Consider the following 26254-nt stretch of genomic DNA (forward strand, 5'->3'; position numbering starts at 1 on the left):
ATATTATTAACTTGAAATTTTTACATCAAAACAATAAACAGTAAAAAACAAGGATTAAATCCTTTTTAGTCATTATAACATATTAATTCTAACTTTGTAAATATTTTCCTGCAATTTTTATAAAATTTTTGTCTAAAAAATCAAAAAACTCCGAATCGCAAACCCGGAGTTTTCCTCATTTTTCCTATAGTATATTAGATTTTATCACATTTACAATTCTATCAAAATCTTTTTCGAAAATACATCTTAAATCCATAAAGAAAGTATCATCATGAACAGTTCCTATAATATGTTCATCAGATAACCTAAGTCTTCTTTCAAATTCTGAAACCTTCATGTCTGGTTTTATTGCAATAGAATACGAATTTAATCTGTCAAGTGGATATGCTCCACCACCAACTTCGCTTTGAGATTCCATAATTTCCATATTCAAGTCCACTTCTTTTTCTATCATAGATTTAAGTTTTTCTGCTTTTCTAAGAATTTCTTCTTTTGGCATGGATATCATCTTCAAAGTTGGGATATTTGCAATTGCCTTTTCATCATCTAAGTAGAATTTTAGAGTTTCCTCTAAAGCTCCTAATGTAAATTTATCAACTCTGAAAGCTCTCAATAATTGATTTTTCTTGATTTTAGATACCAATTCTTTCTTTCCAACAATAATTCCTGCTTGAGGTCCACCTAGTATTTTGTCGCCAGAGAATGATACCAAATCAATTCCTTCATTTATACAATCCTTCACAGTTCTTTCATAACTAAGTCCAAACTTTGACAAATCTATCAGTGAACCTGAACCCAAATCTTCTATTAAATGTATGTCTTTTTCATCACACAAATCTCTCAATTCATCTCCACTTACACTTTCGCTAAATCCTACTACAGAATAATTGGAAGTATGAACTTTCATTATAAGCGCAGTTTCTTCATTAATATTATCTTCATAATCGTATAAGTGTGTTTTGTTAGTGGAACCTACTTCAACTAATTTTGCGCCTGACTTTTCCATAATAGAAGATATTCTAAAAGATCCTCCGACTTCTACCAACTCTCCTCTACTGATAATCGCTTGTTTGTTTTGGCAAAGAGTGTTTAAAACTAGAAAAACAGCCGCAGCATTATTGTTTACTACTACAGCATCTTCTGCTTTAGTAATTCTTTTAAGAAGTTCTACTGCATGTACATATCTTGACCCTCTTTTGCCTTCATCGATGTCGTACTCTAAGTTTGAGTAATTTCCCGCAATTTTACACAAATTATCTACAACTTTCTCATTTAATAATGATCTACCGAGATTAGTATGTAAAATAACTCCTGTTGCATTTATTACAGGTTTCAATGATGGAGAGAAATTTTTGTCCATTAATTCAAACGCTTTGTCTATTACATCTTTATTGTAAAAATCAAATTCTTCTTTATTTAATATTCTATTTCTAAAAAATTCTATGGATTCTCTTACAGAATCTTTGATTAAGCTTTCAGGATAATCATTGTATGCTTTTAAAATTTCTTCAGATTCTAAAATTTCTGAAACTTGAGGAAGTTTTTTAAACATTTCTTGTAAATTAGCTCCCATTTTTATTTGTCCTCCATTTTCTTCTATATAATATTACTGTATTTGACATTAACTTATGAGTAAATTATAATATAAGTGCAGAGAATTGTCTATCATATAGCGATTGGATGATTGTAATCGCTTTATTATTTTGCAAATAATTCTATTTTTTATTTAATCATTAATGTTTTGGTTTTAACAAAATGAATTTTATATAGTAAAGCATTTTGTTATTTTTTATGAGCGGTTATTATGATTTCCTATATATGATTACATTTGACTGATTTTGTTATATAATAATATTGAGCTTAAAAGATAGCTTATAACGAATCAAAAGACAGGTAGGGTAAAAGATGTTATTAATCACAAACAATGAATATTTTAAAGATGCTATCAAAAGAACTGATGTAAAAGTTGAATACATGGATATCGACTACATCGGAATTTTGAAAAAAGCACGCGATTTAATTCATCAAAATTATCGCCTAGTAACTCACCCACTTTATGGATCAGTAAAGCCAAACGAAACGGTTTTTAGATCGGTTATTTTGGAAAAGGGTGACAAATTTGATACGGATTCATTAATGATGATTGAAGAATGTATCAATACTGCAACTAAGTTTATGAATATTTCTAAGCCAAAGCGTTGGCCAGCTGAAATCTTAGATGATTTTAGAGTTGTCGATTTCGATATTATTAGTCAAACTTTGGATAGGATATTAATATAAAAATTTTAGGAGGCATTTGAAATGTTAGAATTAGACAAGAAAACTTTTGAACCAGAAGTATTAGAAGCTGAAGGATTAGTATTCGTAGACTTCTGGAGTGACGGATGTGAACCATGTAAGGCACTTATGCCAGGCGTTCATGAATTAGCTGAAAAATACGGTGACAAAATTAAATTCTGTTCACTAAACATTACTTCAGCTAGAAGAGTTGCTATCAAACAACAAGTATTAGGATTACCAACTATGTTAATGTACAAAGACGGTCAAAAAATTGATGAAATCAATAAAGATGACGCTAATTTGGAAAACATAGAAGCAATGATCCAAAAACACTACAACTAATCTAAAGCTAGATTAAAGTAGAAGTAAATTAGTTAAAAACTCATTAGGGGGCATTCCCCTATTGAGTTTAAAATAAAAAATATAATAGGAGGTTAAGATATGCGTCTTGAATTAGGTAAGATTTTTATTAAAGACATCATCTTTGATGAAGGTGAGTCAAGAATCGAAGACCACATTTTGTATCTTAATAAGAAAGAATTAGCAGATGTATCAGGTGTAGCTGATGATGAACACTTAGAATCAATTGATTTTGATATCGCTCATCCAGGCGAAAGCACTCGTATAACACCAGTTAAGGATGTTAACGAACCAAGAGTTAAAGTTGAAGGTGGAGAAATATTCCCAGGATTATTAAACAAAGTTGATCCTGTTGGTTCAGGAAAGACAATCGCTCTTAAAGACATTGCTGTTGTTACAACAGGTAAAATCGTAGGATTCCAAGAAGGTATCATCGACATGTCAGGTTTAGGTGCTGAATACACTCCATTCTCTAAAACAGTTAACTTAGTAGTAACTATCGAACCAGTTGAAGGTGTTAAACAACACAATCACGAAGCTGGAGTTAGAATGGCTGGTTTAAGAATCACTGATTTCATCGGTAGATTAGCAAAAGATTTAGAAGCAGATGAATGGGAAACATTCGAAACTCTTCCAATCTTAGAACAAGTTAAACAATATCCAGAATTACCAAAAGTTGTATATGTTTACATGTTACAAACTCAAGGTTTATTACACGACACTTATGTTTACGGAGTTGACGCTAAGAAAATTATTCCAACTTTCTTATACCCAACTGAAATCATGGACGGAGCAATTTGTTCAGGTAACTGTGTAAGTGCTTGTGACAAAAACCCAACTTACGTTCACTTAAACAATGGTGTAATCAGAGAATTATACAAAGAACACGGTAAATCAATCAACTTCTTAGGAGTTGTAATTACTAACGAAAATGTATACTTGATGGATAAGATTAGACACTCTGACATGACTGCAAAACTTTGTGAATTCTTAGGAGCTGACGCTGCTATCGTATCACAAGAAGGTTTCGGTAACCCAGATACTGACTTAATCATGAACTGTAAGAAGATTGAAGGCAAAGGAATCCAAACTGTTATCATCACTGATGAATATGCAGGACGTGACGGTGCTTCTCAATCATTAGCAGATGCTGACCCAGCTGCAAACGCAGTAGTAACTGGTGGTAATGCTAACCAATTCATCACTTTACCAAAGATGGACAAAGTAATTGGTCACATCCAATTCGTTGACACTATCGCTGGTGGATCTGATGGAGCATTAAAAGATGACGGTACTATCGAAGTAGAAATCCAAGCAATTACTGGTGCTACTAACGAAACTGGATTCAACAGATTAACAGCAAAAACTTATTAATTAATAAAAAAGATTTATTCAAAATATAAACAAAATATAAACTTAAGAAAGGATAGTTATGGGATTTTTAGAAAATAAAAAAGTTATCATAATTGGAGACCGTGACGGAATTCCAGGTCTTGCAATTGAAACATGTGTAAACACAGTAGAAAATACAGAAGTAATTTTCTCAAGTACTGAATGCTTTGTCTGAACTAGCGCAGGAGCTATGGACTTAGAAAACCAAAAGAGAGTTAAAGACTTCGCTGAACAATACGGAGCTGAAAACGTAGTGGTTCTTCTAGGTGCCGCAGAAGCTGAAGCTGCAGGTCTTGCAGCTGAAACAGTAACAGCAGGTGACCCAACATTCGCAGGCCCATTAGCAGGCGTTGAACTTGGATTGTTAGTTTACCATGTTGTAGAAGAAGAATGTAAAGAACAATTCGATGCTGACGTATATGATGAACAAGTTGGTATGATGGAAATGGTTCTTGACGTTGATGAAATCGCTGAAGAAATGAACGATATCAGAAGCGATTATTGTAAATTTTTATAAAGAAAGGAAGTAAGCTTAATGGATAAAATTAAAGTTGTTCATTATATAAACCAATTCTTCGCTGGTATTGGTGGAGAAGAAAAAGCTGATACAAAACCATTTATAGCAGAACAATTACCTCCTATCTCTGCTCAATTGCAAAAAGCATTGGGAGAAGATTTTGAAGTAGTTAGAACTGTAGTATGTGGTGACTCATATTTCGGTGAAAATATGGAAGCTGCTCAAAAAGAAGTATTGGGAATGATCAAAGAAGCTAACCCAGACTTCGTAGTAACTGGTCCTGCATTCAACGCTGGTAGATACGGTGTTGCTGCTGGTACTATGGCTAAAGCAGTTAAAGATGAATTAAATATTCCTGTATTAACAGGTATGTATCCTGAAAACCCAGGTGCAGATATGTACAAAAAGGACGTTTATATCGTAGAAACTAAGAATAGTGCCGCTGGTATGAGAGACGCTATGAAGAAAATCGGTAAATTAGGTCCTAAGGTTGCTAAGGGAGAAGAAATTGGCGCTCCTAAAGAAGAAGGATATATTGAAAGAGGAGTTCGTGTTAACTTCTTCTCAGACAAAATCGGTTCTCAAAGAGCTGTTGAAATGCTTATTAAGAAAATTAATGGCGAAGAATTCGAAACAGAATATCCAATGCCTGCATTCGATAGAGTTGAACCTGGTAAAGCTATCAAAGATTTATCAAAAGCAAGAATCGCTCTTGTAACTTCTGGTGGTACAGTTCCAAAAGGAAACCCAGATCACATTGAATCATCTTCAGCAACTAAATACGGTTCTTATGATTTCCACGGAATCGATGATTTAACAGCTGAAAACTCTGAAACAGCTCACGGTGGATACGACCCAGTATACGCTAACGAAGATGGAGACAGAGTTACTCCTATCGATGTTATGAGAGAATTCGAAAGAGAAGGCGTTATTGGTTCATTACACGAAACTTGGTATTCAACTGTAGGTAATGGTACTGCCGTTGCTAATGCTGATGCTTTCGGTACTGAAATTGGTGAAAAATTATTAGCTGACAACGTAGACGCAGTTGTTCTTACTAGTACCTGAGGTACTTGTACACGTTGCGGTGCAACGATGGTAAAAGCAATTGAACGTACAGGACTTCCTGTTGTTCATATTTGTACAGTTACTCCTATCTCATTAACAGTAGGTGCTAACAGAATTGTCCCAGCTATTGCTATTCCTCACCCATTAGGAAACCCAGCATTAACTAAAGAAGAAGAATATAGTCTTCGTAAAAAGATTGTTATGAAAGCATTAAACGCTTTGACTACAGAGGTAGAAGATCAAACAGTTTTTGAAGACTAATTCAAATATAAATAAATAATAAAGGAGAATAGTTAACAGATGAATTTTCCAGTATTAAAGGGAGCTGGCTATGTATTAGTCAACACTCCTGATATGATTATCCAAAACGGATCAACATGTCAAACTGAAAGAGTAGTAAACCCAGATTCTGAATTCTTAAAAGAAGTTGGAAAACACATTAGAAGTTTTGATGAGGTAGTAAAATATCTTCCTAACCAAGTTTATATAGGAAATTTATCTCCTCAAGAACTTGATAATTATGAAATGCCATTTACAGATCATTCTTACGAAGAAGGTAAGGCTGATGGTAAAATGGGTAAAATCGTAAAACAAGACGTATTCATTGCCCTATTACAAATGAGTGATGCATTCGACTTAGTTAAACTTTCTGAAGAATTCGTAAACGAAATCAAACCAGTTATTGAAGAAGAATATCCTATTTTGGAACCATATTTTTCTCACTTAAAAGGTTCTGATATTTCAAATGCTCAAGAATTATTCGACACTCACATGGCAGAAGCTTTATACCACGATGGTAAAGTTTGTGGTTATATCAAAGCAGCTCATGATATCGACGTAAACTTAAGCGCTCACACAATGTTTGAAAACTTAGTAGTAAAAGCTTCAGGTGTATTAGCAGCTGTAGAATTAGTTACTAAGAACGACATTAATAGAGATGATATAGATTATGTAATCGAATGTTCAGAAGAAGCCTGCGGAGACGTTAACCAAAGAGGTGGCGGTAACTTTGCAAAATCAATCGCTGAAATCGTAGGATTACAAAATGCAACAGGTTCTGATACAAGAGGATTCTGTGCAGCTCCTATTCACTCATTAATTGAAGCAAGTGCTTTAGTTAAATCTGGTGTTTATAAGAATGTTATGGTAGTAGCAGGTGGTTCAACTGCTAAATTAGGTATGAATGCTAAAGACCACGTTAAAAAGGGCTTCCCAGTTCTTGAAGACGTAGTTGGTGGATTTGCAATATTAATCTCTGAAAATGATGGTGTTCACCCAGTATTAAGAACTGACATCGTAGGACGTCACACAGTTAAGACTGGTTCTTCACCACAAGCAGTTATCTCTAGCTTAGTATCTCATTCATTAGAAGAAAATGGACTAAAGATTACTGATGTAGATAAATTCTCAGTAGAAATGCAAAACCCAGATATCACTAAACCTGCCGGAGCTGGAAATGTTCCTGAAGCTAACTATAAGATGATCGCTGCCCTTGCTGTTAAACAAGGAGACTTAGACAGAAAAGAATTAGCTAATTTCATTAAAGAAAAAGGCTTAGTAGGTTGGGCTCCAACACAAGGACACATCCCATCAGGTATTCCTTATGCAGGACATGCTATTAAAGACTTAACTGAAGGAGATTACAACAGAGTAATGTTCGTTGGTAAAGGTAGTTTGTTCCTAGGTAGAATGACTAACTTATTTGATGGTGTATCTATCGTTATGGAAAGAAATGATGGTAAAATGGAAGATGAATCATCAGTTTCATCTGAATCAGAAAAGGATCAAATTAAGAAAGTAATCGCAGAATCCATGAGAAAACTAGCTGAAAATCTTTTAGCAGAATAGAGGTGTAGACATGGATAATAAAAAAATTTCCGAAGTATTTCTTGAAATATCTGAAGCTATCGAAAGCGGAAAATTTGGTAAGAAAGTAAAAATCGGTCTTACTACTTTAGGTAGTGAACACGGTGTTGAAAACATGAAAAAAGCTATTGAATTAGCTGATTCTGATCTTTTTGAAGTAGTTGTTATTGGTGAAAAAGTTGATGACGAACATGAAACTTATGAAGTTGATAACGATGAAGATATGTACAAAAAGATGGAAGAATTACTTGACAGTGGCGAAATTCAAGCCTGTGTAACTCTTCACTACAACTTCCCTATCGGTGTTTCAACAGTTGGTAGAGTAATCACTCCTGGTACTGGCAAAGAAATGTTCTTAGCTACTACTACAGGAACTAGTGATACAGAAAGAACAAAAGCTATGGTAAGAAATGCAGTTGCAGGTGTTATCGCAGCTAAATCTTGTGGTATCACAAAACCAACAGTTGGTATTTTAAATATCGATGGTGCAAGACAAGTAGAAAAAGCTTTGAAACACTTCAAAGACAACGGATTCGATATCGAATTTGCTGAAAGCCAAAGAGCTGACGGTGGTATCGTAATGAGAGGTAATGACCTTCTTATGGGAAGCTGTGATGTAATGGTAACTGATTCATTAACAGGTAACTTATTAATGAAGATGTTCGGTTCATTCACATCAGGTGGTAACTACGAAACTACTGGTTTTGGATATGGTCCTGGTATCGGTGAAGGCTACGAAAGAAACATATTTATAGTATCTCGTGCTTCAGGTGCTCCTGTAGTTGCAAATGCTTTAAAATATGCTTTCCAAACTGTAGCTGGTGGAATTGATAACAATAAAAAATCTATCTATAAACAAGCTGCTAAGGCTGACTTCAAAGGCATCTTAGATTCTTTAACTAAGAAAGAAGCTCCAAAGGAATCTTCTGAAGAAGTTAAAATGCCAGACAAAGAAGTCGTATCTGCAACAATCTCAGGAATTGATATTCTTGAAATTGAAGATGCTGTTCAAGCTTTATGGAAAGAAAATATATACGCTGAAAGCGGTATGGGCTGTACTGGTCCAATCGTTCAAGTGTCTGATGCAAACTTAGATAAAGCATCACAAATACTAAAACAAAATGGTTATATAGAATAATTCTATAGGCTTTTAAAAAGATGTGTGATTAGTCACACATCTTTTTTTGTTACATATTTTTATTATTTTAGTCTGATAATAAAAAAAGACCAAAAGTTTATTAAACAATTGGTCTCAAATTTGTTTTTACTATTCTATTATATTTCTCCATCTCCAACCGTAAGTTTCACTTGCATTACATACAATTACGAATGCTAATGGATCTATTTCTTGAATGTATTTTTTAAGCATTATAAAATCTCTGTTGCTTACAACTGTTTGAACAATTTCTTTTTCCAATCCAGAATAAGCACCCTTTGCAGTGTAAATATTAGCAGATCTTGTAAGATTGTCTACTAAGAATTTGCTTACCTCATCAGGCTTCGAAGTAGTAATAGTGCAAAGTTTTGATGTATTCATACCATTAATTGTAAAATCTATTATTAAACCATTAAGTACAGTACCTACAAGTGAGTATATCGCTATTTCTGTTCCGTAGGCATACCATGCTGATAATGTGATAAGGAAATCCACCATCAAACATCCTTTACCCAACTCAATTCCCAAGTATTTATTCAATATCTTAGCGAATATGTCAGATCCACCTGTTGATGCGTAATTATTAAGTACAATCCCTACACCAGTTCCGTAAATCATTACTGCTGCTATTAATTGAATCATTTTTCCTTCAAATAATGGTTTTTCCATAGGAAATACAATATCTAAAATCCAAACCAATAAACTAAGTCCCAAAGAACAAATTATAGTTTTAAGTCCAAATGCTTTTCCTAGCATTATAAATCCTACGATAAATAAAACCGTGTTTATTATAATCAAAATTGGACCTGTTGAAATAGGAACGAAATTACCTATTACAATTGCCATTCCGGCTGCCCCACCTAGTGACAATTTGTTAGGTGCCAAGAAGAAATGAATTCCCAATGCAATAAGGATTACGCCTACTGCCATCATAATTACGCTTTTCCTTTTATTTCTCTTTTCTAAAGCGTCTAAATCAATCATATTATCCCCCTAGTATTTTTATGCAATAATATTATAACAATTGAATATACAATTTACAACGATATATTCAAATATTTCTAATAAGTATGTGCTTATGTTAATTTACAAAATATCAATAAATCTTTCTATTGGTAAGCCTCTAGCTTTATCTCTTATGTCCAAGGAAAGTTTTAATAATTCAGTTGTTTTCAAACTTGCATATCTTGCAGATTCAAATATAGATTTATTTTCTGTATATTGACTTATAAACAGCGCCGAAAACAAATCCCCCGTTCCAGCATACGATGTATCTATGTATTCATAGTAAATCTTATCATATTTCAAATTCTCATCCATACAAAAAACGAAGTGCTCATCATTTTCTTCAACGCTAGTTATAACAGCGTATTTTGCACCCATTTGTATCAGTTTTTCGGAAACATCTTTTATAGGATTGTCTATCATGGATGTTATTAATCTAGCCTCTGTTTCATTCGGGATTATAACAGTCGCTACATCGATAAGTTTTCTGAAATTTTCTATGTTTTTTTCATCCAAACCATTGTACAGTTTGCCATTATCAGCCATAATAGGATCCACTACAACATCTGGTGAATTTTTTTGTTTAGATATGAATTCTTTTATGATATCAACTTGCTCCAAGCTATTCAAAAATCCTGTAGCTATCAAATCAAAACTAAAATCCAATTCCTCCCAAACCTTTGTCGCTTCTCTCATGTATTCAGTTGTATCTAATATTGCAAATTTGCCATAATCCAACGTATTGCTTACAACAGCTGTCGGCAAATTAAAAACGCTTTTACCTTTGTTGCTAAGCACAGGAATCATACAGCTGAGAGCAACTCTCCCATATCCTGGCATATCATTGATTAGTAATATATCTTTCATGTTTTCTCCTCCATCTAATTATAACACTAAAAATAGATTTGTATATCAAATCAATCTTTATATTTTTGTAGATATTAACCTCTCGAATGCTCATATTTTCTGTGTTTTTTATGATATAATATCAGATGGAAATAAGGAGGGGCTTATGTTCAATTTTAATATAGAAGAGCACAAATTTAAATATATACATTTTATAGGAATCGGTGGAATATCAATGAGTGGTATCGCTGAGTTGTTAAACCACTACGGATACAAAATATCTGGAAGCGACAGAGAAGAATCAGATGAAACTAATAGACTAAAAAGTCTAGGCGTTGAAATATTTATCGGACAAAAAAGAGAAAATATCAAAAATCCTGACTTAATTGTATACACTGATGCAATCTTAGATGACAACGAAGAATTAGTTGCTGCAAGAGAACTTGGAGTAGATGTTGTAAGCAGGGGTGTCTTCCTTGGAGCACTCATGAGAAATTACAAATACTCCATAGGAGTTAGTGGATCTCATGGTAAATCAACGACAACTTCAATGATCGCGAAAATTTTAATTGATGCAAAAGTTGATCCGTCTATACTTTTAGGTGGAAAACTTGACGAAATCCAAGGAAATGTTCACTGTGGAAATAGCGAATACATGCTTACTGAAGCCTGTGAATACAAAGCAAATATACTAAACTACTACCCTTCTATGGCTATTATTTTAAATATCGACGAAGACCACTTGGATTTCTACAAAGATTTGAACCACATCGTAGCAACATTCATCGGCTACATGAAAAACTTAGACGAAAATTCCAAGGCAATAATAAATATAGATGATCCAAACTGCAAACCTCTGTTATCACACATCAAAGGTGAAATCATAACATTTGGTATCGAAAATGAAAAAGCTGATTATAACATTCACGATATAACTTTCAATGAAAATGGAAATCCAACTTTCGTGATTTCATCTAAAAAATTCGACAAAGATGAAGAATTCTCACTTTCTATAATTGGACGTCACAACATATACGATGCAGCGGCTGCGATTATCGCATGTTACGAATTCCACATCGATATCGACACTATAAGAAAAAATATGAAGGAATACCAAAATCTTCATAGAAGAATGGAGACTGTAGGTTTTTACAAAGGTTGTGAAATAAAGACCGATTATGGTCATCACCCTACCGAAATCAAAAATACATTGAAAGCATTAGATGAGCACAAAAAGGGTAAATTCTACTGCGTATTCCAACCCCACACTTACTCGAGAACAAAGATGTTATTGGATGATTTTGCCAATGCATTCTACGATTGTGATGAGGTTATAGTAACTGAAATATACGCTGCAAGGGAAAAATTCGACAGCAGCATTCATTCCACAGATTTGGTCGAAAAACTAGTTAAAAATGGCGTGAATGCAAAATACTACAAAACTTTTGAAGAAGCACGTGATTATATCCGATCTAAAGTTTCTGAGAATGACATGGTATTGACTACTGGTTGCGGAAACCCTGATGTACTTGCCAAAATGATTGTAGAATAATATGTGTACAACAATTATCGTAGACTATCCAAAAGGCTCTGTGATGGCACGTACGCTTGATTTTGAAGTGCCTTTGGAATACAATATGATATATATTCCAAGAGGATTTCATTATGCGGATGATTTATATCACAAACCTCTGCGTTCAAAATATAAAATGATGGGAATGTGTTTTAGAAATCTGTACCCTATAAAAGATGGTGTAAATGAACACGGACTGTGCGGTTGTACGAATATGTTTATCGCAAATAATTTGTTCAGCAATCATCCAGTTGAAGGAAAAATAAACACAAATTCACTAGATTTTATGAATTTTGCACTTGGAAATTACAAAACAGTTGAAGAATTGTTAAATGATTTGGACAATATTCACCTAGCTAACAAAGATGTTGATGGAAATTCTGTGATATGCCCTGATTTCCACTTTATGTTTGTCGACAGAACAGGTGATTCAACGGTTTTGGAATACAAAAATCACAAATTAGTCCCATGTGGAGATAATCCTAAAGTAATGACTAATTCACCAAAATATTCTTCACACGTTAAAAGATATGAAAAATCCGTCGGTGATTTGTCCAAGTTTAATCAGATAAAAGATTTGACAGGAGCCTATGATCCTGTGAGTAGATTTATCAGAGCAAAATACATCCTGTCAACTCACAAGAAATCTAATAATGTAAATGAAGCATACTCATCAGCATTTAGTATCTTAGAGCCCCTAAAAATCACTGAGGGCTTTTTTAAGAACGATTCACACGATTACTATACATTTACTAGGTATATAAGTGCTTTCGACACACAGACCGCTTCTATGGCTGTTAGAACGCATTCCAATACTCAAACTTATTTGATAGATTTTGATGATATACCAGACCAAAATGAAATATACTCATATTATTTTGAAAACAAATTAGAATTTAAAAGAATTTAAAAGAATTTAAAAGATAGGCTTGGATTAGCCTATCTTTTAAATTTTTGCAAAATTAAAATCAAAAAAATAGAAGCTATTTTGAAAAATCAAAATGCTTCTATTTTTAATCAATTATGCATTATATTTTTCTAAATCTAAATCGTGTTGCATAGCTGCTACTATAACACCAGTAGATCCACCTGCATGAACATTAGTTGAAGTACGTGCCATATCTGCAACACCTTGGATTGGGCTTAGCACTAAAATCATTTCTAGTGGTAATCCCATAGCTGTAAATAAAGCTACATTTAACATAGTACCAGTTCCTGGAACCCCTACTGTTCCTGCAGAAGCAAGAAGTGCAGTAAATACCATGATTACATATTGTGTCATTGTAAATGGAATATTAAGAGCGTTTATTGTGAAAACTGCTAATAAAATATTCCATACAGCTGCACAACCTGGCATACCAAATGTAGTACCAATTGAACCTGCAAATGATGCAGTTTCTGTTGGAACACCCATTTTTTCTTGTTCCCTTATATTTTCTGGTAAAGTTCCCAATGAACTTTGAGTTGTAAATCCTAATAACCATGCTGGGAAGAATTTACGTTGGAACTTAAATGGATTGACATGTGCCATTAATTTTAACATCACTGTCGTAGTTATAAATGTGTGGAAGAAACAGCATACATAAACCATTAATAATAAGAATAATAATGATGCAACAAATGATAAATCCAAAGTAGCTACTTGGTGAGCTAATAATGAAAGAACTGCGTATGGAGTAAATTCTATGATTTCTCCAATTACTTTGTTCATTACTTTGTCAGCAGCTGCTGTAAAATCCATAAATGGTTTTATTTCATCCTTATTCGAATACTTTAATGCAGTAACACCAATTATAACAGCAAAAACGACTATTGGGACAACTTTAGTATGCAATATACTATCTACAATATTTTTTGGGAAGAAACTTACAAATACATCTGAGAAAGGTGGCACTTCCTTAACCTTATCTGCAACATCCATTTTAATATTTGCATTTACCCCTAAATTTACTAATTTGCCTAAAATTAATGCTACAACAGAAGCTAAAACATTGTGTAAAGCTAGTATACCAATTGTCTTTCCTCCTGTTGATCTTAATTTTTCTGTACTTTCCAAAGATGCAACTGTAGTTATAATTGAAAATAATAATAGCGGAATTACAAATGCTTGTAATAAACTAATAAACACACGACCAAATATTGCTACATAGTCTGTGGCTCCTTTAAAAATAAGTCCTACTATAGCACCCATTGCTGTAGCTAATAAAATTCTGATCATGAATGAAGTACCTTTTTTCTTCAAACGATCAATAACTACGCACAATAAGAAAGCTACAACTAAAGCGATTAAGCTTTTAATCATTTCAACATCTCCTTTATATATTTTTGTCACACTAATCTTATCATATTGTCTTATAATAGACAATGATTGATATTTAGATGTATCGTTTTCACAAAATTTATTTATTATATTATTCTATATACCGATTTTCTATGTAAATTCTAAGGTTTCCATGTTTTTTTATAAATTTATAGAAAAGATGGTTTGATAAAGATTTTTAAATTATTTTACAATTTATGCCGGTTATCGTTAATATATCAATGCTTTTTATTTATTTAATTTTAAATTGAAATTTACAAATATTATTTCAATTTTGAAATATATAGAATATTTCAATAAAAAAAGACCGATGTTAAACATCAGCCTTATCTTTCCCATCTACCTCGTTTGTAAATAATAAATCCCACAATAACTGTCAGAGCATTTGACACTAACATTGATATCCAAATTCCTGTAGAACCGAGATTTGTCAAGCTCTTAAGTATCATAATAAGCGGAAGTCTTAGAACCCATAACCTTGCGAGTGACAAATACATTGTAAGCTTTGTTTTTCCAACACCTTGGAAGAAACCATTAATCGCTGAGAAATATCCCATGAAAAATGTAATTATCGCTGAGAAGTACATGTACTCACTTGCTTGTCTCCATAGTTCTATATCTGAACGATCTTTGATGAATATGGATAGCAATTGATCTTTGAAAAGCAAAATAATTATCGCAGAAGCCAAAGAGAAGAAAGTTATTATAATATTTGCACGTTTGAAAATATCCTTGCTTCTTTCTTTTTTACCTGCTCCAATATTTTGTCCTGTAATTGATGTCAACGCCATTCCAATTCCTATAGCTCCTTGATTGAATATATCGGACAACCTGTTGCCCATAGAAAATGCAGCAAGCGTAGTTGTACCGTACGATTGGATAAATCCATTAAGAACAGTAAACCCAATAGCTTCCCCACTTGATCCAAGTGATGCTGGGATAGCGATGGAAAAAATGTGTTTGATAATTCCCATATCAAGTTTGAAGTTTTTGAAACTAACTTCGATCTCAGATTCTTTTTTGACAACTATTATCGCAAAAACTACAAGCAATACTTTGGATAAAACAGTCGCCCATGCGGCACCTGCAAGTCCCATGTTAAGTCCTGGAATTCCCAAAACATTATCAAAAATAAAGAATGGATCTATAACGACGTTTGTCACAGATGAAATTGTCGATATAATCGTCATAGATTTCGTTCTTCCTTGAGAATTGAGTATCGATTGATATCCAAAAAATATCATATCAAACAATAGCCCTACAGAGTTTATCGCAAGAAATATGTATGATTTATATTCAAAGCTTCCTGTCGCTCCCATCCATCTTACAATAAATGGTGCGGTAATTACACCTAGAATGCTAAAGATAACTCCAAGTACTGTCGTGAGAATTAAAGTATGCACAGCATAAATTGAGCAGTCTTTTAGTTTTCTAGCGCCAAGTCTTTGACTCATTAAAGAAGTAGCTGCCACACTTACTCCAAGTCCAACTGCTATAAACAAATACAGCACAGGCCAAGTAAAAGATGTCGCAGCATAGTCTTCCGAGCTAATTCGAGCTACATATATTCCATCAGTTATACCATAAAGGGTTTTGATTAGATTACTAATCATCAATGGGATACTTAATTTAAAAATCACATCAGTAATATTTCCATTAGTAATAAATTCTATATTGCTTTTTTTGTTTCCCATTTACTCGCCCCCTATTAATTTATAATTTAAAATAACCTATTCCAAATAATCCCGGTCCAGTATGGATACTTAATGTTGGAACGATTTGTCCTTCGTAGTAGAACTTTGCTCCTTCAATTAAATCCTTCATGCTATCCTTCGCTATTTCCATAGCATTTTTATTGTCGCCGTTTAATAAAACCAAGTAATAATCTTTGATATCTGATAATTCTTTTTTTACGATATCAATTGCATGATTAATGTTCTTCATAGTACCACGATTTTTTTCTACTGTATAATATTCTCCGTCTTCATTACAAGATATTATAAGCTTCAAATTTAATAAATTACCAACGATCCCAGTAATTTTACCTATTCTACCACCTAAAGACAAATATTTTAAAGTATCCAAAGTTATAACTGGCACTGAATCTTTTATCTTTGATTTCATATTTTCGATTACAGATTCAAAAGATAACCCTTCATCAATTAATTTTCTCGCAAATATTGCAAAAAACCCAGTTCCAATCGAAATATTTTTTGAGTCAAATACTTCTACTTGCACATCTTCCACTTGATCTTTTGCCAACATAAAAGCATTGTACATTCCACTCAATTTTGAAGAAATTGAAATGCAGATTATCTTGTCAAATCCCTTATTTTTTATTTCATTTAATTTATTAACTATATCTCCAATTGATGGAATAGAAGTTTTTGGAACTTCTCTATCGATGTTTTCGTATATATATTTAGGTTCAACAGTGTAATCATCGTATGAAACATCAGAATAGTTTATTTGAAGTGGTATCAATTCTATGCCGTATTCTTCAGCTATTTTTGGTGTAATTTCACTACCTGAATCTGTTAAAATTGCGATTTTTCCCATAATATCTCCTACTTAGTCAAGGCTATTAAAATATTCTCTAACTTGTTTTATTTTACCACAAGTCATCTTTCCTTCTGGACAACTTCCTTTAACACAACCTGGTCCTGCTTTTTTGAAAATTTGTGGACACACTTTTTTCGCTTCAACAAGCATTAGTGTCGCCATTTCTCGAATTTCCCATTGCGCTCTTTGACAACATCTAGCTTCAAAGAAATGCAACAATTCACGAGCATTCATTGTCATGACAATTTTAGTCTCAGTTGCATTTGAAAAAACATATCTCGCATCTTCAATGGAGCTTTTTTCTGACATTGATTTTGCTTTTTTCTCGTCAACACCAGATTCGATTAATTTGTCGTACTCTTCTTCAATAAGAATCTCAGTAAGTTCGTTATAAGCGTCAATTGTATGTTGCATGTGTTTTTCGTAGATTTCTAAAGCCTTGGGATTATTTTTTATTTTTGGAGGGATAATATACTCGTAATTATTCGCTCTCACATATCGTTGAGATTTCTGCGAGTAGCTTGCTAATCTGTGTCTGACCAATTGGTGGGTCAAAGTTCTAGATACACCCTCTATTGCAAAAGTAAAACTAATGTGTTCAACCGGTGACATGTGTCCTAAATCCATTAATTTATCTATGAAATTTTCTACATTTTCATCAGTTAGTCCTTCTTCAATCTCCATAACAGAACTATCTGAATAGCAAAGTTTTGCACTTGATGCGACAAGTTTTTGTGCATCAGGAGTGTATCTAATTAGATTAACCTTCATTAATTACTTCTCTCCCATATAACTCCATCTCTTGTGTCTTTTAACACAATTCCCATAGATAAGAGTTTGTCTCTTATTTCATCTGCTTTTTTGAAGTCTTTTTCTTTTCTAGCAGCATTTCTTTGTTCGATCAAATCTTCTATTTCAGAATCCAAATCATCGTCATCTTCTTTGAATAAAATTCCCAAAACATAAGAAATATCATCCATCAATTTCTTAGCGTCAAGCAAGATATTTTTCGATGTATTTTCATTGTAATTTTTGTTGATATATTTAATGAAATCAAACAATACGCTAATTGCATCGGCCGTATTGATGTCATCATCCATAGCTTGTTCGAATTTTTCTCTGAATGATTGTATATTATTATCTTTTTCTTCTTTTTCAGAAGAGTTTTCTAAAATTCTATTCAAAAATTTCTTAGCAGTGTACAATCTATCAAGAGAATTTTTCGTAGCAACTAATGTGTCGTGACTGAAATCAATCGGATTTCTGTAGTGAACTGATAACAACCACAATCTGATAACTTCCAAATCAAATTCTTTTTCTATGTCTTTTAATAAGAAGAAATTATTCTTTGATTTGCTCATTTTTTCCTTGTCTACAGTTATCATTGAGTTGTGTAGCCAATAATTTGCAAAATGAGCTCCAGTGCATGTTTCTGATTGTGCGATTTCATTTTCGTGGTGTGGGAATTGCAAATCTTCTCCACCAGCGTGAATGTCGATAGTGTCACCCAAAATTGATTTACTCATTACAGAGCATTCCAAGTGCCAACCAGGTCTTCCCATTCCCCATGGACTTTCCCAAGCCGGTTCACTTTCTTCTTTTCTCTTTTTCCACAAAGCAAAATCCATTGGATTTTTCTTTTCGCTATTTACATCAATTCTAGCTCCAGCACGTAAATCATCGATATTTTTCTTGGATAATTTACCATAATCTTTTGCTTTTGTTATATCGAAGTACACATTGCCATTGACATTGTAAGCTGCGCCCTTGTCTTCCAAAGTTTTCACGAATTTAATCATTTCATCGATATATTCAGTAGCCTTTGGATGAATTGTGTCTTCTTCGTCGAAATTAAGTCCATATACATTATCCAAGTAAGCTTGAATGTATTTCTTGGTGATTTCTCTGAAGTCTATATCTTCATCTTTTGCTTTATTTATAATTTTGTCGTCGATATCAGTGAAGTTGCTTACAAATTTAACATTATATCCTTTGTAAATAAAATATCTTCGCAAAGTATCAAATACCACAATCGGTCTTGCATTTCCAACGTGAATATAATTATAAACTGTAGGACCACATACGTATATACCGACATTTTTTTCTTTTATTGGTTTGAATTCTTCCTTCTTTCGTGTCAGTGTATTGTATAACTTCATATCTTCTCCTATCTATTTAAAGCTTTGTTTATCCTATCTAAAACTTCTTGTTTTCCTAAAACTACCATAATAGAATCCAAGTCTGGTCCGTGAACATTTCCAGTAATTACAGCCCTTGTAGTCATCCACAAATCCTTGCCCTTGATTCCTGTCTTCTTTTGAACTCTCTTCATAACTCCTGATGCAAATTCTTTTTCGATTTCATCAACTGATTCGACTTCTTCTTTTAGTGCATTCATCAATTCGTCTAATTTTTCGTAGTTTAGGAATTCCTTAGCATCATCATCCATTTCGTAATCCTTGAACAAGAATTCAACTTTTTCAGTAATTTCTTGTAAATAATCCAACTCTTCTTTGAATAATGAAGCAATTTCTAATAATTTGTAATCTGGATAATCTTCAGAAATCACACCATCTTCAACCAAGTATGGTTTTAACATCGATGCTAATTCTTCGTTTTCTATTTCTTTTATATAATGTCTGTTAATCCAGTTTAATTTTTCTGTATCGAAAACTCCTCCAGATTTTGAAACTCTACTGAAATCAAATTTATGTTCCAATTCTTCCATCGACATAATTTCTTGGTTATCTTCACTTGACCAACCTACTAGTGCAAGGTAATTGTCGATAGCTTCTGGTAAATATCCTTTTGTACGGAAATCTTTAACTGCAACGTCGTCATTTCTCTTAGATAATTTCTTACCTGATTTGTTTAAAACAACTGGTAAGTGAACGAATTCTGGAACATCCCATCCGAAACATTGATACATATACACATGCTTTGCTGTTGAAGAAATCCATTCATCACCACGAACAATATGAGTAATTCCCATCAAATGATCGTCAACTACAACTGCGAAGTGATAAGTTGGAAATCCGTCTGATTTTATCAAAACTTGATCGTCCATATCATTAGTGTTGAAAGTAATCTTACCTTTAATCGCATCGTTAAATGTGATTTCTTTGTTTTCAGGAAGTTTCAATCTAATAACATATTCTTCGCCATTTGCAATTCTCTTCTTAGCATCTTCAACGCTAATTCCTCTACAAAGACCATCGTATTTAGGCATCAAACCATCCGCTTTTTGTTGTGCCTTAACTTGATCCAATCTTTCTTTTGAACAGAAACAATAATAAGCGTATCCTTTTTCAATAAGTTCGTCGATATATTTTTGGTACAATCCTTGTTTTACTCTATCAGATTGAACATAAGGACCACATTCTCCAACTTCAGTTACGTTTCCTTCATCATCAAGGACAACTCCTTCGTCCGGATCAAGCCCTGCCCATTTTAATTGTTCCAATAAATTTTCGATAGCACCATCAACATATCTAGTTCTATCAGTATCTTCAATTCTCAAAAGAAATTTTCCGTTATTTCTTTTAGCATACAAATAATTATATAAAGCTGTTCTAAGTCCACCAATGTGCAAAAATCCTGTTGGACTTGGAGCAAATCTTACTCTTACTTCACTCATAATATCCTCCATAAAAAATAAATTTAACTTATTTTATTATATCACAAATAGCCAAATTCAACATTTATTAATAAACCCAAAGCAATTATTTCGCCAAGTTTTTTACCCAAATTTTCTTTCCAACTAAATACAATCCCAAAATAACCTTGTACAAATCAATCACAGAAATTATCAAATACATCAACACCACATTTAAATCTGTAAATTTTGCCAATAAAAACGAAATTGGATACGAAATCAAAACAATTCCTACAGAATCAAAAAGCAAAGTCAGAATAGTTTTGCCTCCGCTTCTGAGTGTAAAATATGATGCATTGTATAAAGCAGATATCCACAAAAATGCTCCACCAACTCTAAGCATATTTGTCGCCATCAATTTTACATCATAAGTTGTGTTGTAAAATTCTGGAAAAAGTGGCGCCAAAATAATCAACACAATTCCAACTACAAGTGATAACATAAGTGAGAACACGATTAATTTCCTGTCTGTATCCACAGCTTCATCGACATTTCCACTACCTAAAAGTCTTCCTACCATAATTGAAATACAATCTCCCATCGCCAAATTAAAAACGATGAAAAGTCCTATAATTGTCTGAGAAATATTGTACGCAGCCAAAGCTTCAATTCCTCTTGTTGAATAAGATTGTGTGATCGCAGCAATCCCTACAGAATACAAAACTTCATTGATTATCAAAGGGATTCCCGCAACAGTTATATTTTTGAAAAGCCCTGTATCGACATGGAAATTTTTGAAAAAATTAGAATAAAATGTAAATCTAAGTTTGTTTTTGTTTGCAAAATAAATAAACAATGAAAGTTCAACAAATCTTGAAATAACAGTCGCAATCGCAGCGCCCTTTGGTCCCAATGCTGGAAATCCTAAAAGTCCGAAAATCAAAACCAAGTTGAACGCAAAATTTACTAAAACAGTAATAATCGACGTTATCATCGGAAGTCTAGTTTCGCCATTCACTCTCATTGAGGATGAGATGGATTGTGAAAAAGCAAAAGGAATAAATCCTATAGTCATTATCTTGGTATAATCTAGTGCAAACTTCATAGTCGTATTAATATTTTTTACAGTATCTGCATCTGGATTCATAAATAAATACAATAATTTCTCGCCAAAAACCCAGAAAATTAAAACGCTAATAACAGAAACGATAAAAGATAACACCACATCAAAATACAAACAGTTTTGTACATTCTTGTAATCTTTCTTACCTGCAAATTGTGCCGCAAAAATACTAGCCGCTGACACAAGTCCGAAAATTGCCAAGTTAAATACAGTAATCAATTGGTTAGCAACAGAAACTCCACTCATCGCAAAAGTTCCAGTCTGTCCAACCATAATATTGTCCAACATATTTACAAACGATGTAATAAGTTGCTGAATAATAATTGGAATTGCTAGTACCAACACACCTTTGTAGAAATTTTTATCCCCGAAAAACTTACTCTTCTTTAATACTAAATTCAATCTATCCCTCCTTCAAATTCTTTATGTAATAATAATTGCAAAGCTTATTTGTTCCATCAAAGTTTTCATACAGATGTTCACCATAAAATTTGAACCCACATTTTTCAATAACTCTTGCACTCTTTTTATTCTCAACAAAACAACTGCAAGAAACATAATCGTAATCCAAATCCTTTAGCAAATGATTTACAAAACACTTCACAACCTTTGTCATAATCCCACGATTCCAATAATTTTTGTTCAGACTATACCCGATTTCAACGCCTGTTTTCCCTTCAAACTCTGGCTGTGCATACAAATAATCGTCTTCGTACACTCCAATCATTCCTATTAGTTTGTCTTCCTGAAAAATACCATATTCTAACTTTGAATCGATGAAATCGTTGAGAATTTTCTTAGATTGTTCGATGGATTTGTGTGGTTTCCATCCCGCAGATGGTCCCACCTCATTTTGCATGGCGTATTCATAAAAATCTCTCAAATATTTCATTTCCAACGCTTTTATTTCTACATATTCACATTTTAAAATAAAATCTTCGTATTTCATTTATATCTCCAAATTTTTTCAATCTATTTAATAATATATCTTTAAAAATTGGAAGTCAATCGATTTTAAAACAAGATTTCTTCAAACAAAAAAGAGCCCTTTCGGACTCTTAATTAAATGAATTTTCACGAATTATTTTGTTTTTATTTCAAATTTTTCCATATCTTCATCAACTTCTCCTATTGGAGCAATTCCAAAATTTTCTACCAAAACATTGGCTACATTTGGAGATAGGAATGCAGGAAGAGTTGGTCCAAGATGAATATTTTTAACGCCTAAGCTCAAAAGTGCAAGTAGTACGATTACTGCTTTTTGTTCATACCATGCAATGTTGTAGCTAATTGGCAAATCGTTGATATCATCAAGACCAAAAGCTTTTTGTAAAGCTTGTGCTATTACAACTAATGAATAAGAATCGTTACATTGACCTGCGTCTAAAACTCTTGGAATTCCATTGATATCTCCTAAGTTTAATTTGTTGTATCTGTATTTTGCACAACCAGCAGTTAAAATAATTGTGTCATCAGGCAATGCTTTCGCAAAATCTTCGTAGTAATTTCTACCTTTTTGTCTTCCGTCACAACCAGCCATTACTACAAATTGTTGAATATCTCCATTTTTAACAGCTTCAACAACTTTGTCTGCCAAAGCTAACACTTGATTATGTGCAAATCCACCGACTATTTTACCGTTTTCGATTTCTTTTGGAGAATCACATTTTTTTGCAAGTTCGATTATTTCTGAGAAATCTTTGTGACCATTTTCATCTGCTACAATGTGTTTCATTCCAGGATATGCTGCAACGCCAGTTGTGAATACTCTATCTTTGTAAGAATCTTTTGGTGGAGTTATACAGTTAGTAGTCATCAAGATTGGACCATTAAATGATTCAAATTCCTTGTCTTGTAACCACCAAGAATTTCCGTAATTTCCCACGAAATTATCGTATTTTTTGAAAGCTGGATAATAATTTGCAGGTAACATTTCACTGTGAGTGTACACGTCTACTCCTGTGTTTTGAGTTTGTTCCAAAAGCATTTCCATATCTTTCAAATCATGACCTGAAATCAAAATCGCAGGATTGTTTCTAACTCCTATATTTACTTCTGAAATTTCTGAATTTCCGTAAGCAGATGTATTTGCACTATCCAAAAGAGCCATTGCTGCTGCACCATTTGATCCAGTTTCTAATGTAAGAGCTATCAAATCTTCTACGGATAAACTATCGTCCATTAATTTTCCAAGTGTTTCTTCCATAAAAATGTCGACATTTTCATCGAACTTACCAAGAACATTTGCATGTCTATTGTAAGCTGCCATACCCTTCAATCCGTAAGTTATAAGTTCTCTAAGACTTCTCTTATCGTCATCCAAAGTATTCAACACGCCTATAATTTGTGATTTTAGTTTTAATTCATCATCGTCTTTTTCGTTATACAAAGCTGCCTTTGACAAGTTTTCTTTGTCATCTAAGCCTTCGATTAATTTTTGGTTCAAATCGATAGTTTCTTTTACTTTTTCTAACAAATCTTCGTAGTGGAAGTTTGCATTAGTAATTGTAGTAAACAAATTATTGTTGACATAAGAATGTAAATCAGAGATATCTTTGTTTTCTTTTCTCATTCTAGTTAGGATTTCGCCTAATCCTTTTGTAACCCATACAAGCAAGTCTTCGATGTTTGCTACATCTGATGTTTTACCGCAAACCCCTTTTTTTGTACATGCGATGTTTTTTGCTGTTTCTTGACATTGATAACAAAACATTTCTTCATTTTTTTCAATAGTTTTTTCCATTTTATTTCCCCCTTGATTAAGTCTAACTTATGATTTAATTATAATGAATCATAAGTATGAGTTTCTGTAACATAAGTTACATTTGTTCATTACAATAAGTTTTCCAATTCTTCTCTGTTTTTAATTTTAATTTCAGATCCGTTTAATTCAATAAGACCACTATCCTCCATGCTCAATAATTCCCTTGATAATGAAGGTCTGGTCGTAGCCATAAAATCTGCCATCTGTTGCCTTGTCATTTCCGTGTTTGATACGTCTTTTTTTTCTGTTTGAATTAAAAAAGTTGCGATTTTTTGCCTCAACGAAAAACTAGACAACAATCTTACCTTGCTATTTAAGAAAAATGCTTTTTCTGCAAGAATCGTTATAAGATTAGTCATAATTTTATTTTTAATCGAAGTGGAGCTTTCAGATATATCGAAAAAACTTACAGGAATTTCAAGAATTTCGCAATCAGTGTTGCACACTAATGTAAAATCGCTGATTTTATTCAAATACGAATACACCTCAGCCATTACTTCCCCATGATTTTTGAAAATATTCACGACAGTGTTTTTCCCATTAATATCCGTCTTTTCAAGACTGAGCTTTCCGCTTTTCAAAACGTAGATTTTATTGCAAATATCTCCCGGAGAAAAAACGTACGAATTTTTGTTGTATTTGTTTATTATCGAATTGGATTCAATAAGAAATTGTTCAAATTCTTCTTCTGTAAAATTTTTAAAAAGTTTTGAATTTATCATTTAATCACCATTATTTTTATACCCAATAATTTTCTATGTACAACAAAAAACGCATCAGAATTTTCATTCTAATGCGTTTGGTTTTAAGCATATGGTAAATATTTTTTGTCGTTTGAATTGTATTTGGAGATTTCAACTGCTGCTATTGGATTAATTCCCAACGATTTTATGGCTTCCAATGTGTTTTTGATTTCTCCTAATCTTGAATCGTCTTTCTTGTAAAGTACGATTGCGTTTTGAATGTCTTTTGTCAGGTCTGTAAGGTCTACTTTTTCTGAAATTGGACTTATAGCTGTAATTTTCTTTTCGAAATTTGAATTGTATGCTTTGGCTAAATTTGCTGTGTTTTGATCAAAACTAAACACACCAACATTGTCAAAACTATCTATTCTTCTGTTCAATAAGCTCAATGCGCTATTTGAATTTTCGTCATAATCATTTGAAAGTACGCTAACTGTTTCAAGTCCCAATTTGTTTTGCAATTGTTCTTTGCTGAAAATATTAGGATCTTTGTAATATGAAGCGAATGCATATGCTAGACCTATTAACATTCCCAAGAACAATCCTATTGCTGTGTCTATTTTATTGATAAGTTGTTTGATTTTTTTCTTAGCATTTGGTGCATCAACGACTTGAATATTATCTTTTTTCATTGTCTTTTTAGTCAAATCTGTAATAGCTTTTAATGATTCTTCCAATACTTTGTTAGTTTGTTGAGCGCTTTCACTTGAATATTCCATTTCAATAATTGATGTAGATGGAACGCTTTTTACTTTCAAATCTTTTCTTAAATCAGAAGAGCTAACACCATTTCCTACTTTTTCTGCTACTGTATCCAAAACAGAATTTGATTTAATCAATTGTTCAACATTTGAAACCAATTGTGTATTGATCATTGCATCTACTTTGGAAACAACTGCTCCTTCTTTTTCAAAATCTTCTGGACTTCCCACCATTATTGAAACTTTTGATGAGTAAGAGTCCTTTCCCAAAACATTATTAAAAACATTTGTCAATAACGCACACACAAGCATTATTATTATAATGTGTGGCAATTTTCTAAGTATTGCTTGCCACGCTTCTTTTAAATTTAATTCTTCCAAGT

At 32.9% G+C, this 26254-nt stretch carries 23 protein-coding genes; 9 read left to right on the forward strand and 14 right to left on the reverse strand.

The genetic code is table 11. The annotated features are described in order from the left end of the window. Positions 1-184: 184 nt before the first annotated feature. Positions 185-1573 carry an L-seryl-tRNA(Sec) selenium transferase gene (gene selA, locus ACLUJM_RS06180; RefSeq protein ID WP_412412457.1) on the reverse strand — a complete coding sequence of 463 codons (1389 nt, stop codon included), beginning with the start codon at positions 1571-1573 and terminating at the stop codon, positions 185-187. Positions 1574-1905: 332 nt separating this feature from the next. On the opposite strand from selA, the gene ACLUJM_RS06185 reads away from it, so the two are divergent. From ACLUJM_RS06185 to grdD, 7 genes are all read left to right on the forward strand, one after another. After that, positions 1906-2280 (forward strand): GrdX family protein, encoded by a 375-nt coding sequence (locus tag ACLUJM_RS06185; RefSeq protein ID WP_294684237.1) that lies wholly within the window; start codon positions 1906-1908, stop codon positions 2278-2280. Between the two features lie 21 nt (positions 2281-2301). Beyond that, complete coding sequence (gene trxA / locus ACLUJM_RS06190) at positions 2302-2622, forward strand: thioredoxin TrxA (protein WP_002835444.1); 321 nt, start codon at positions 2302-2304, stop codon at positions 2620-2622. Between the two features lie 99 nt (positions 2623-2721). Next, positions 2722-4014, forward strand: coding sequence for a glycine/sarcosine/betaine reductase component B subunit (locus tag ACLUJM_RS06195; protein ID WP_412412458.1), 1293 nt, complete (start codon positions 2722-2724; stop codon positions 4012-4014). Positions 4015-4072: 58 nt separating this feature from the next. Further along, on the forward strand, positions 4073-4549 hold the full coding sequence (grdA, locus tag ACLUJM_RS06200; protein ID WP_080545250.1) for a glycine/sarcosine/betaine reductase complex selenoprotein A: 477 nt from the start codon (positions 4073-4075) through the stop codon (positions 4547-4549). An 18-nt stretch (positions 4550-4567) separates the two neighbouring features. Then, positions 4568-5878, forward strand: coding sequence for a glycine reductase complex selenoprotein B (grdB, locus tag ACLUJM_RS06205; protein WP_412412459.1), 1311 nt, complete (start codon positions 4568-4570; stop codon positions 5876-5878). A 39-nt stretch (positions 5879-5917) separates the two neighbouring features. Next, positions 5918-7465, forward strand: coding sequence for a glycine/sarcosine/betaine reductase complex component C subunit beta (gene grdC / locus ACLUJM_RS06210; RefSeq protein WP_294684145.1), 1548 nt, complete (start codon positions 5918-5920; stop codon positions 7463-7465). A 10-nt stretch (positions 7466-7475) separates the two neighbouring features. Next, positions 7476-8621: a glycine/sarcosine/betaine reductase complex component C subunit alpha gene (gene grdD / locus ACLUJM_RS06215; protein WP_412412460.1), complete on the forward strand. Its 1146-nt coding sequence runs from the start codon at positions 7476-7478 to the stop codon at positions 8619-8621. Between the two features lie 129 nt (positions 8622-8750). On the opposite strand, the gene ACLUJM_RS06220 is transcribed toward grdD, so the two are convergent. Both ACLUJM_RS06220 and ACLUJM_RS06225 read right to left on the reverse strand, forming a co-directional pair. Beyond that, complete coding sequence (locus tag ACLUJM_RS06220) at positions 8751-9623, reverse strand: YitT family protein (RefSeq protein ID WP_412412461.1); 873 nt, start codon at positions 9621-9623, stop codon at positions 8751-8753. A gap of 102 nt (positions 9624-9725) precedes the next feature. After that, on the reverse strand, positions 9726-10511 hold the full coding sequence (locus tag ACLUJM_RS06225) for a PfkB family carbohydrate kinase (RefSeq protein ID WP_412412462.1): 786 nt from the start codon (positions 10509-10511) through the stop codon (positions 9726-9728). Positions 10512-10656: 145 nt separating this feature from the next. On the opposite strand from ACLUJM_RS06225, the gene murC reads away from it, so the two are divergent. Together murC and ACLUJM_RS06235 are read left to right on the forward strand one after the other, a co-directional pair. Then, positions 10657-12042, forward strand: a complete 1386-nt coding sequence (gene murC, locus ACLUJM_RS06230) for a UDP-N-acetylmuramate--L-alanine ligase (protein WP_311437313.1) — start codon at positions 10657-10659, stop codon at positions 12040-12042. A 1-nt stretch (position 12043) separates the two neighbouring features. Continuing rightward, positions 12044-12973, forward strand: a complete 930-nt coding sequence (locus tag ACLUJM_RS06235) for a linear amide C-N hydrolase (RefSeq protein WP_412412463.1) — start codon at positions 12044-12046, stop codon at positions 12971-12973. A gap of 111 nt (positions 12974-13084) precedes the next feature. Here ACLUJM_RS06235 and ACLUJM_RS06240 read toward each other — a convergent pair whose 3' ends face one another. The 11 genes from ACLUJM_RS06240 to ACLUJM_RS06290 form a co-directional block, all read right to left on the reverse strand. Further along, positions 13085-14365, reverse strand: a complete 1281-nt coding sequence (locus tag ACLUJM_RS06240; protein WP_412412464.1) for a dicarboxylate/amino acid:cation symporter — start codon at positions 14363-14365, stop codon at positions 13085-13087. A gap of 344 nt (positions 14366-14709) precedes the next feature. Further along, positions 14710-16077, reverse strand: a complete 1368-nt coding sequence (locus tag ACLUJM_RS06245) for an MATE family efflux transporter (protein ID WP_154254464.1) — start codon at positions 16075-16077, stop codon at positions 14710-14712. Between the two features lie 19 nt (positions 16078-16096). Beyond that, positions 16097-16942, reverse strand: a complete 846-nt coding sequence (locus ACLUJM_RS06250) for a DegV family protein (protein ID WP_412412465.1) — start codon at positions 16940-16942, stop codon at positions 16097-16099. Positions 16943-16954: 12 nt separating this feature from the next. Further along, positions 16955-17716 carry an FAD-dependent thymidylate synthase gene (gene thyX / locus ACLUJM_RS06255; protein ID WP_412412466.1) on the reverse strand — a complete coding sequence of 254 codons (762 nt, stop codon included), beginning with the start codon at positions 17714-17716 and terminating at the stop codon, positions 16955-16957. After that, a complete protein-coding gene (gene cysS / locus ACLUJM_RS06260; protein ID WP_412412467.1) occupies positions 17716-19104 on the reverse strand; it encodes a cysteine--tRNA ligase in 1389 nt (462 codons plus the stop codon). The genes thyX and cysS overlap by 1 nt, the downstream gene beginning before the upstream one ends. An 8-nt stretch (positions 19105-19112) precedes the next feature. Further along, positions 19113-20582 carry a glutamate--tRNA ligase gene (gene gltX, locus ACLUJM_RS06265; RefSeq protein WP_412412468.1) on the reverse strand — a complete coding sequence of 490 codons (1470 nt, stop codon included), beginning with the start codon at positions 20580-20582 and terminating at the stop codon, positions 19113-19115. A gap of 85 nt (positions 20583-20667) precedes the next feature. Next, positions 20668-22065 carry an MATE family efflux transporter gene (locus ACLUJM_RS06270; protein WP_412412469.1) on the reverse strand — a complete coding sequence of 466 codons (1398 nt, stop codon included), beginning with the start codon at positions 22063-22065 and terminating at the stop codon, positions 20668-20670. Between the two features lies 1 nt (position 22066). After that, positions 22067-22612 carry a GNAT family N-acetyltransferase gene (locus ACLUJM_RS06275; RefSeq protein WP_094208352.1) on the reverse strand — a complete coding sequence of 182 codons (546 nt, stop codon included), beginning with the start codon at positions 22610-22612 and terminating at the stop codon, positions 22067-22069. 132 nt (positions 22613-22744) lie between these two features. Beyond that, the gene (gene hcp / locus ACLUJM_RS06280; protein ID WP_412412470.1) at positions 22745-24406 is read right to left on the reverse strand and encodes a hydroxylamine reductase; all 1662 of its coding nucleotides are present in this window, start codon (positions 24404-24406) and stop codon (positions 22745-22747) included. A gap of 89 nt (positions 24407-24495) precedes the next feature. Further along, the gene (locus ACLUJM_RS06285) at positions 24496-25149 is read right to left on the reverse strand and encodes a Crp/Fnr family transcriptional regulator (protein ID WP_094205371.1); all 654 of its coding nucleotides are present in this window, start codon (positions 25147-25149) and stop codon (positions 24496-24498) included. 83 nt (positions 25150-25232) lie between these two features. Next, positions 25233-26252: a YveK family protein gene (locus ACLUJM_RS06290; protein ID WP_094205370.1), complete on the reverse strand. Its 1020-nt coding sequence runs from the start codon at positions 26250-26252 to the stop codon at positions 25233-25235. Between the last annotated feature and the right edge of the window lie 2 nt (positions 26253-26254).

The sequence above is a fragment of the Finegoldia sp. genome, from assembly GCF_046991905.1.
Classification (GTDB): Bacteria; Bacillota; Clostridia; order Tissierellales; family Peptoniphilaceae; genus Finegoldia.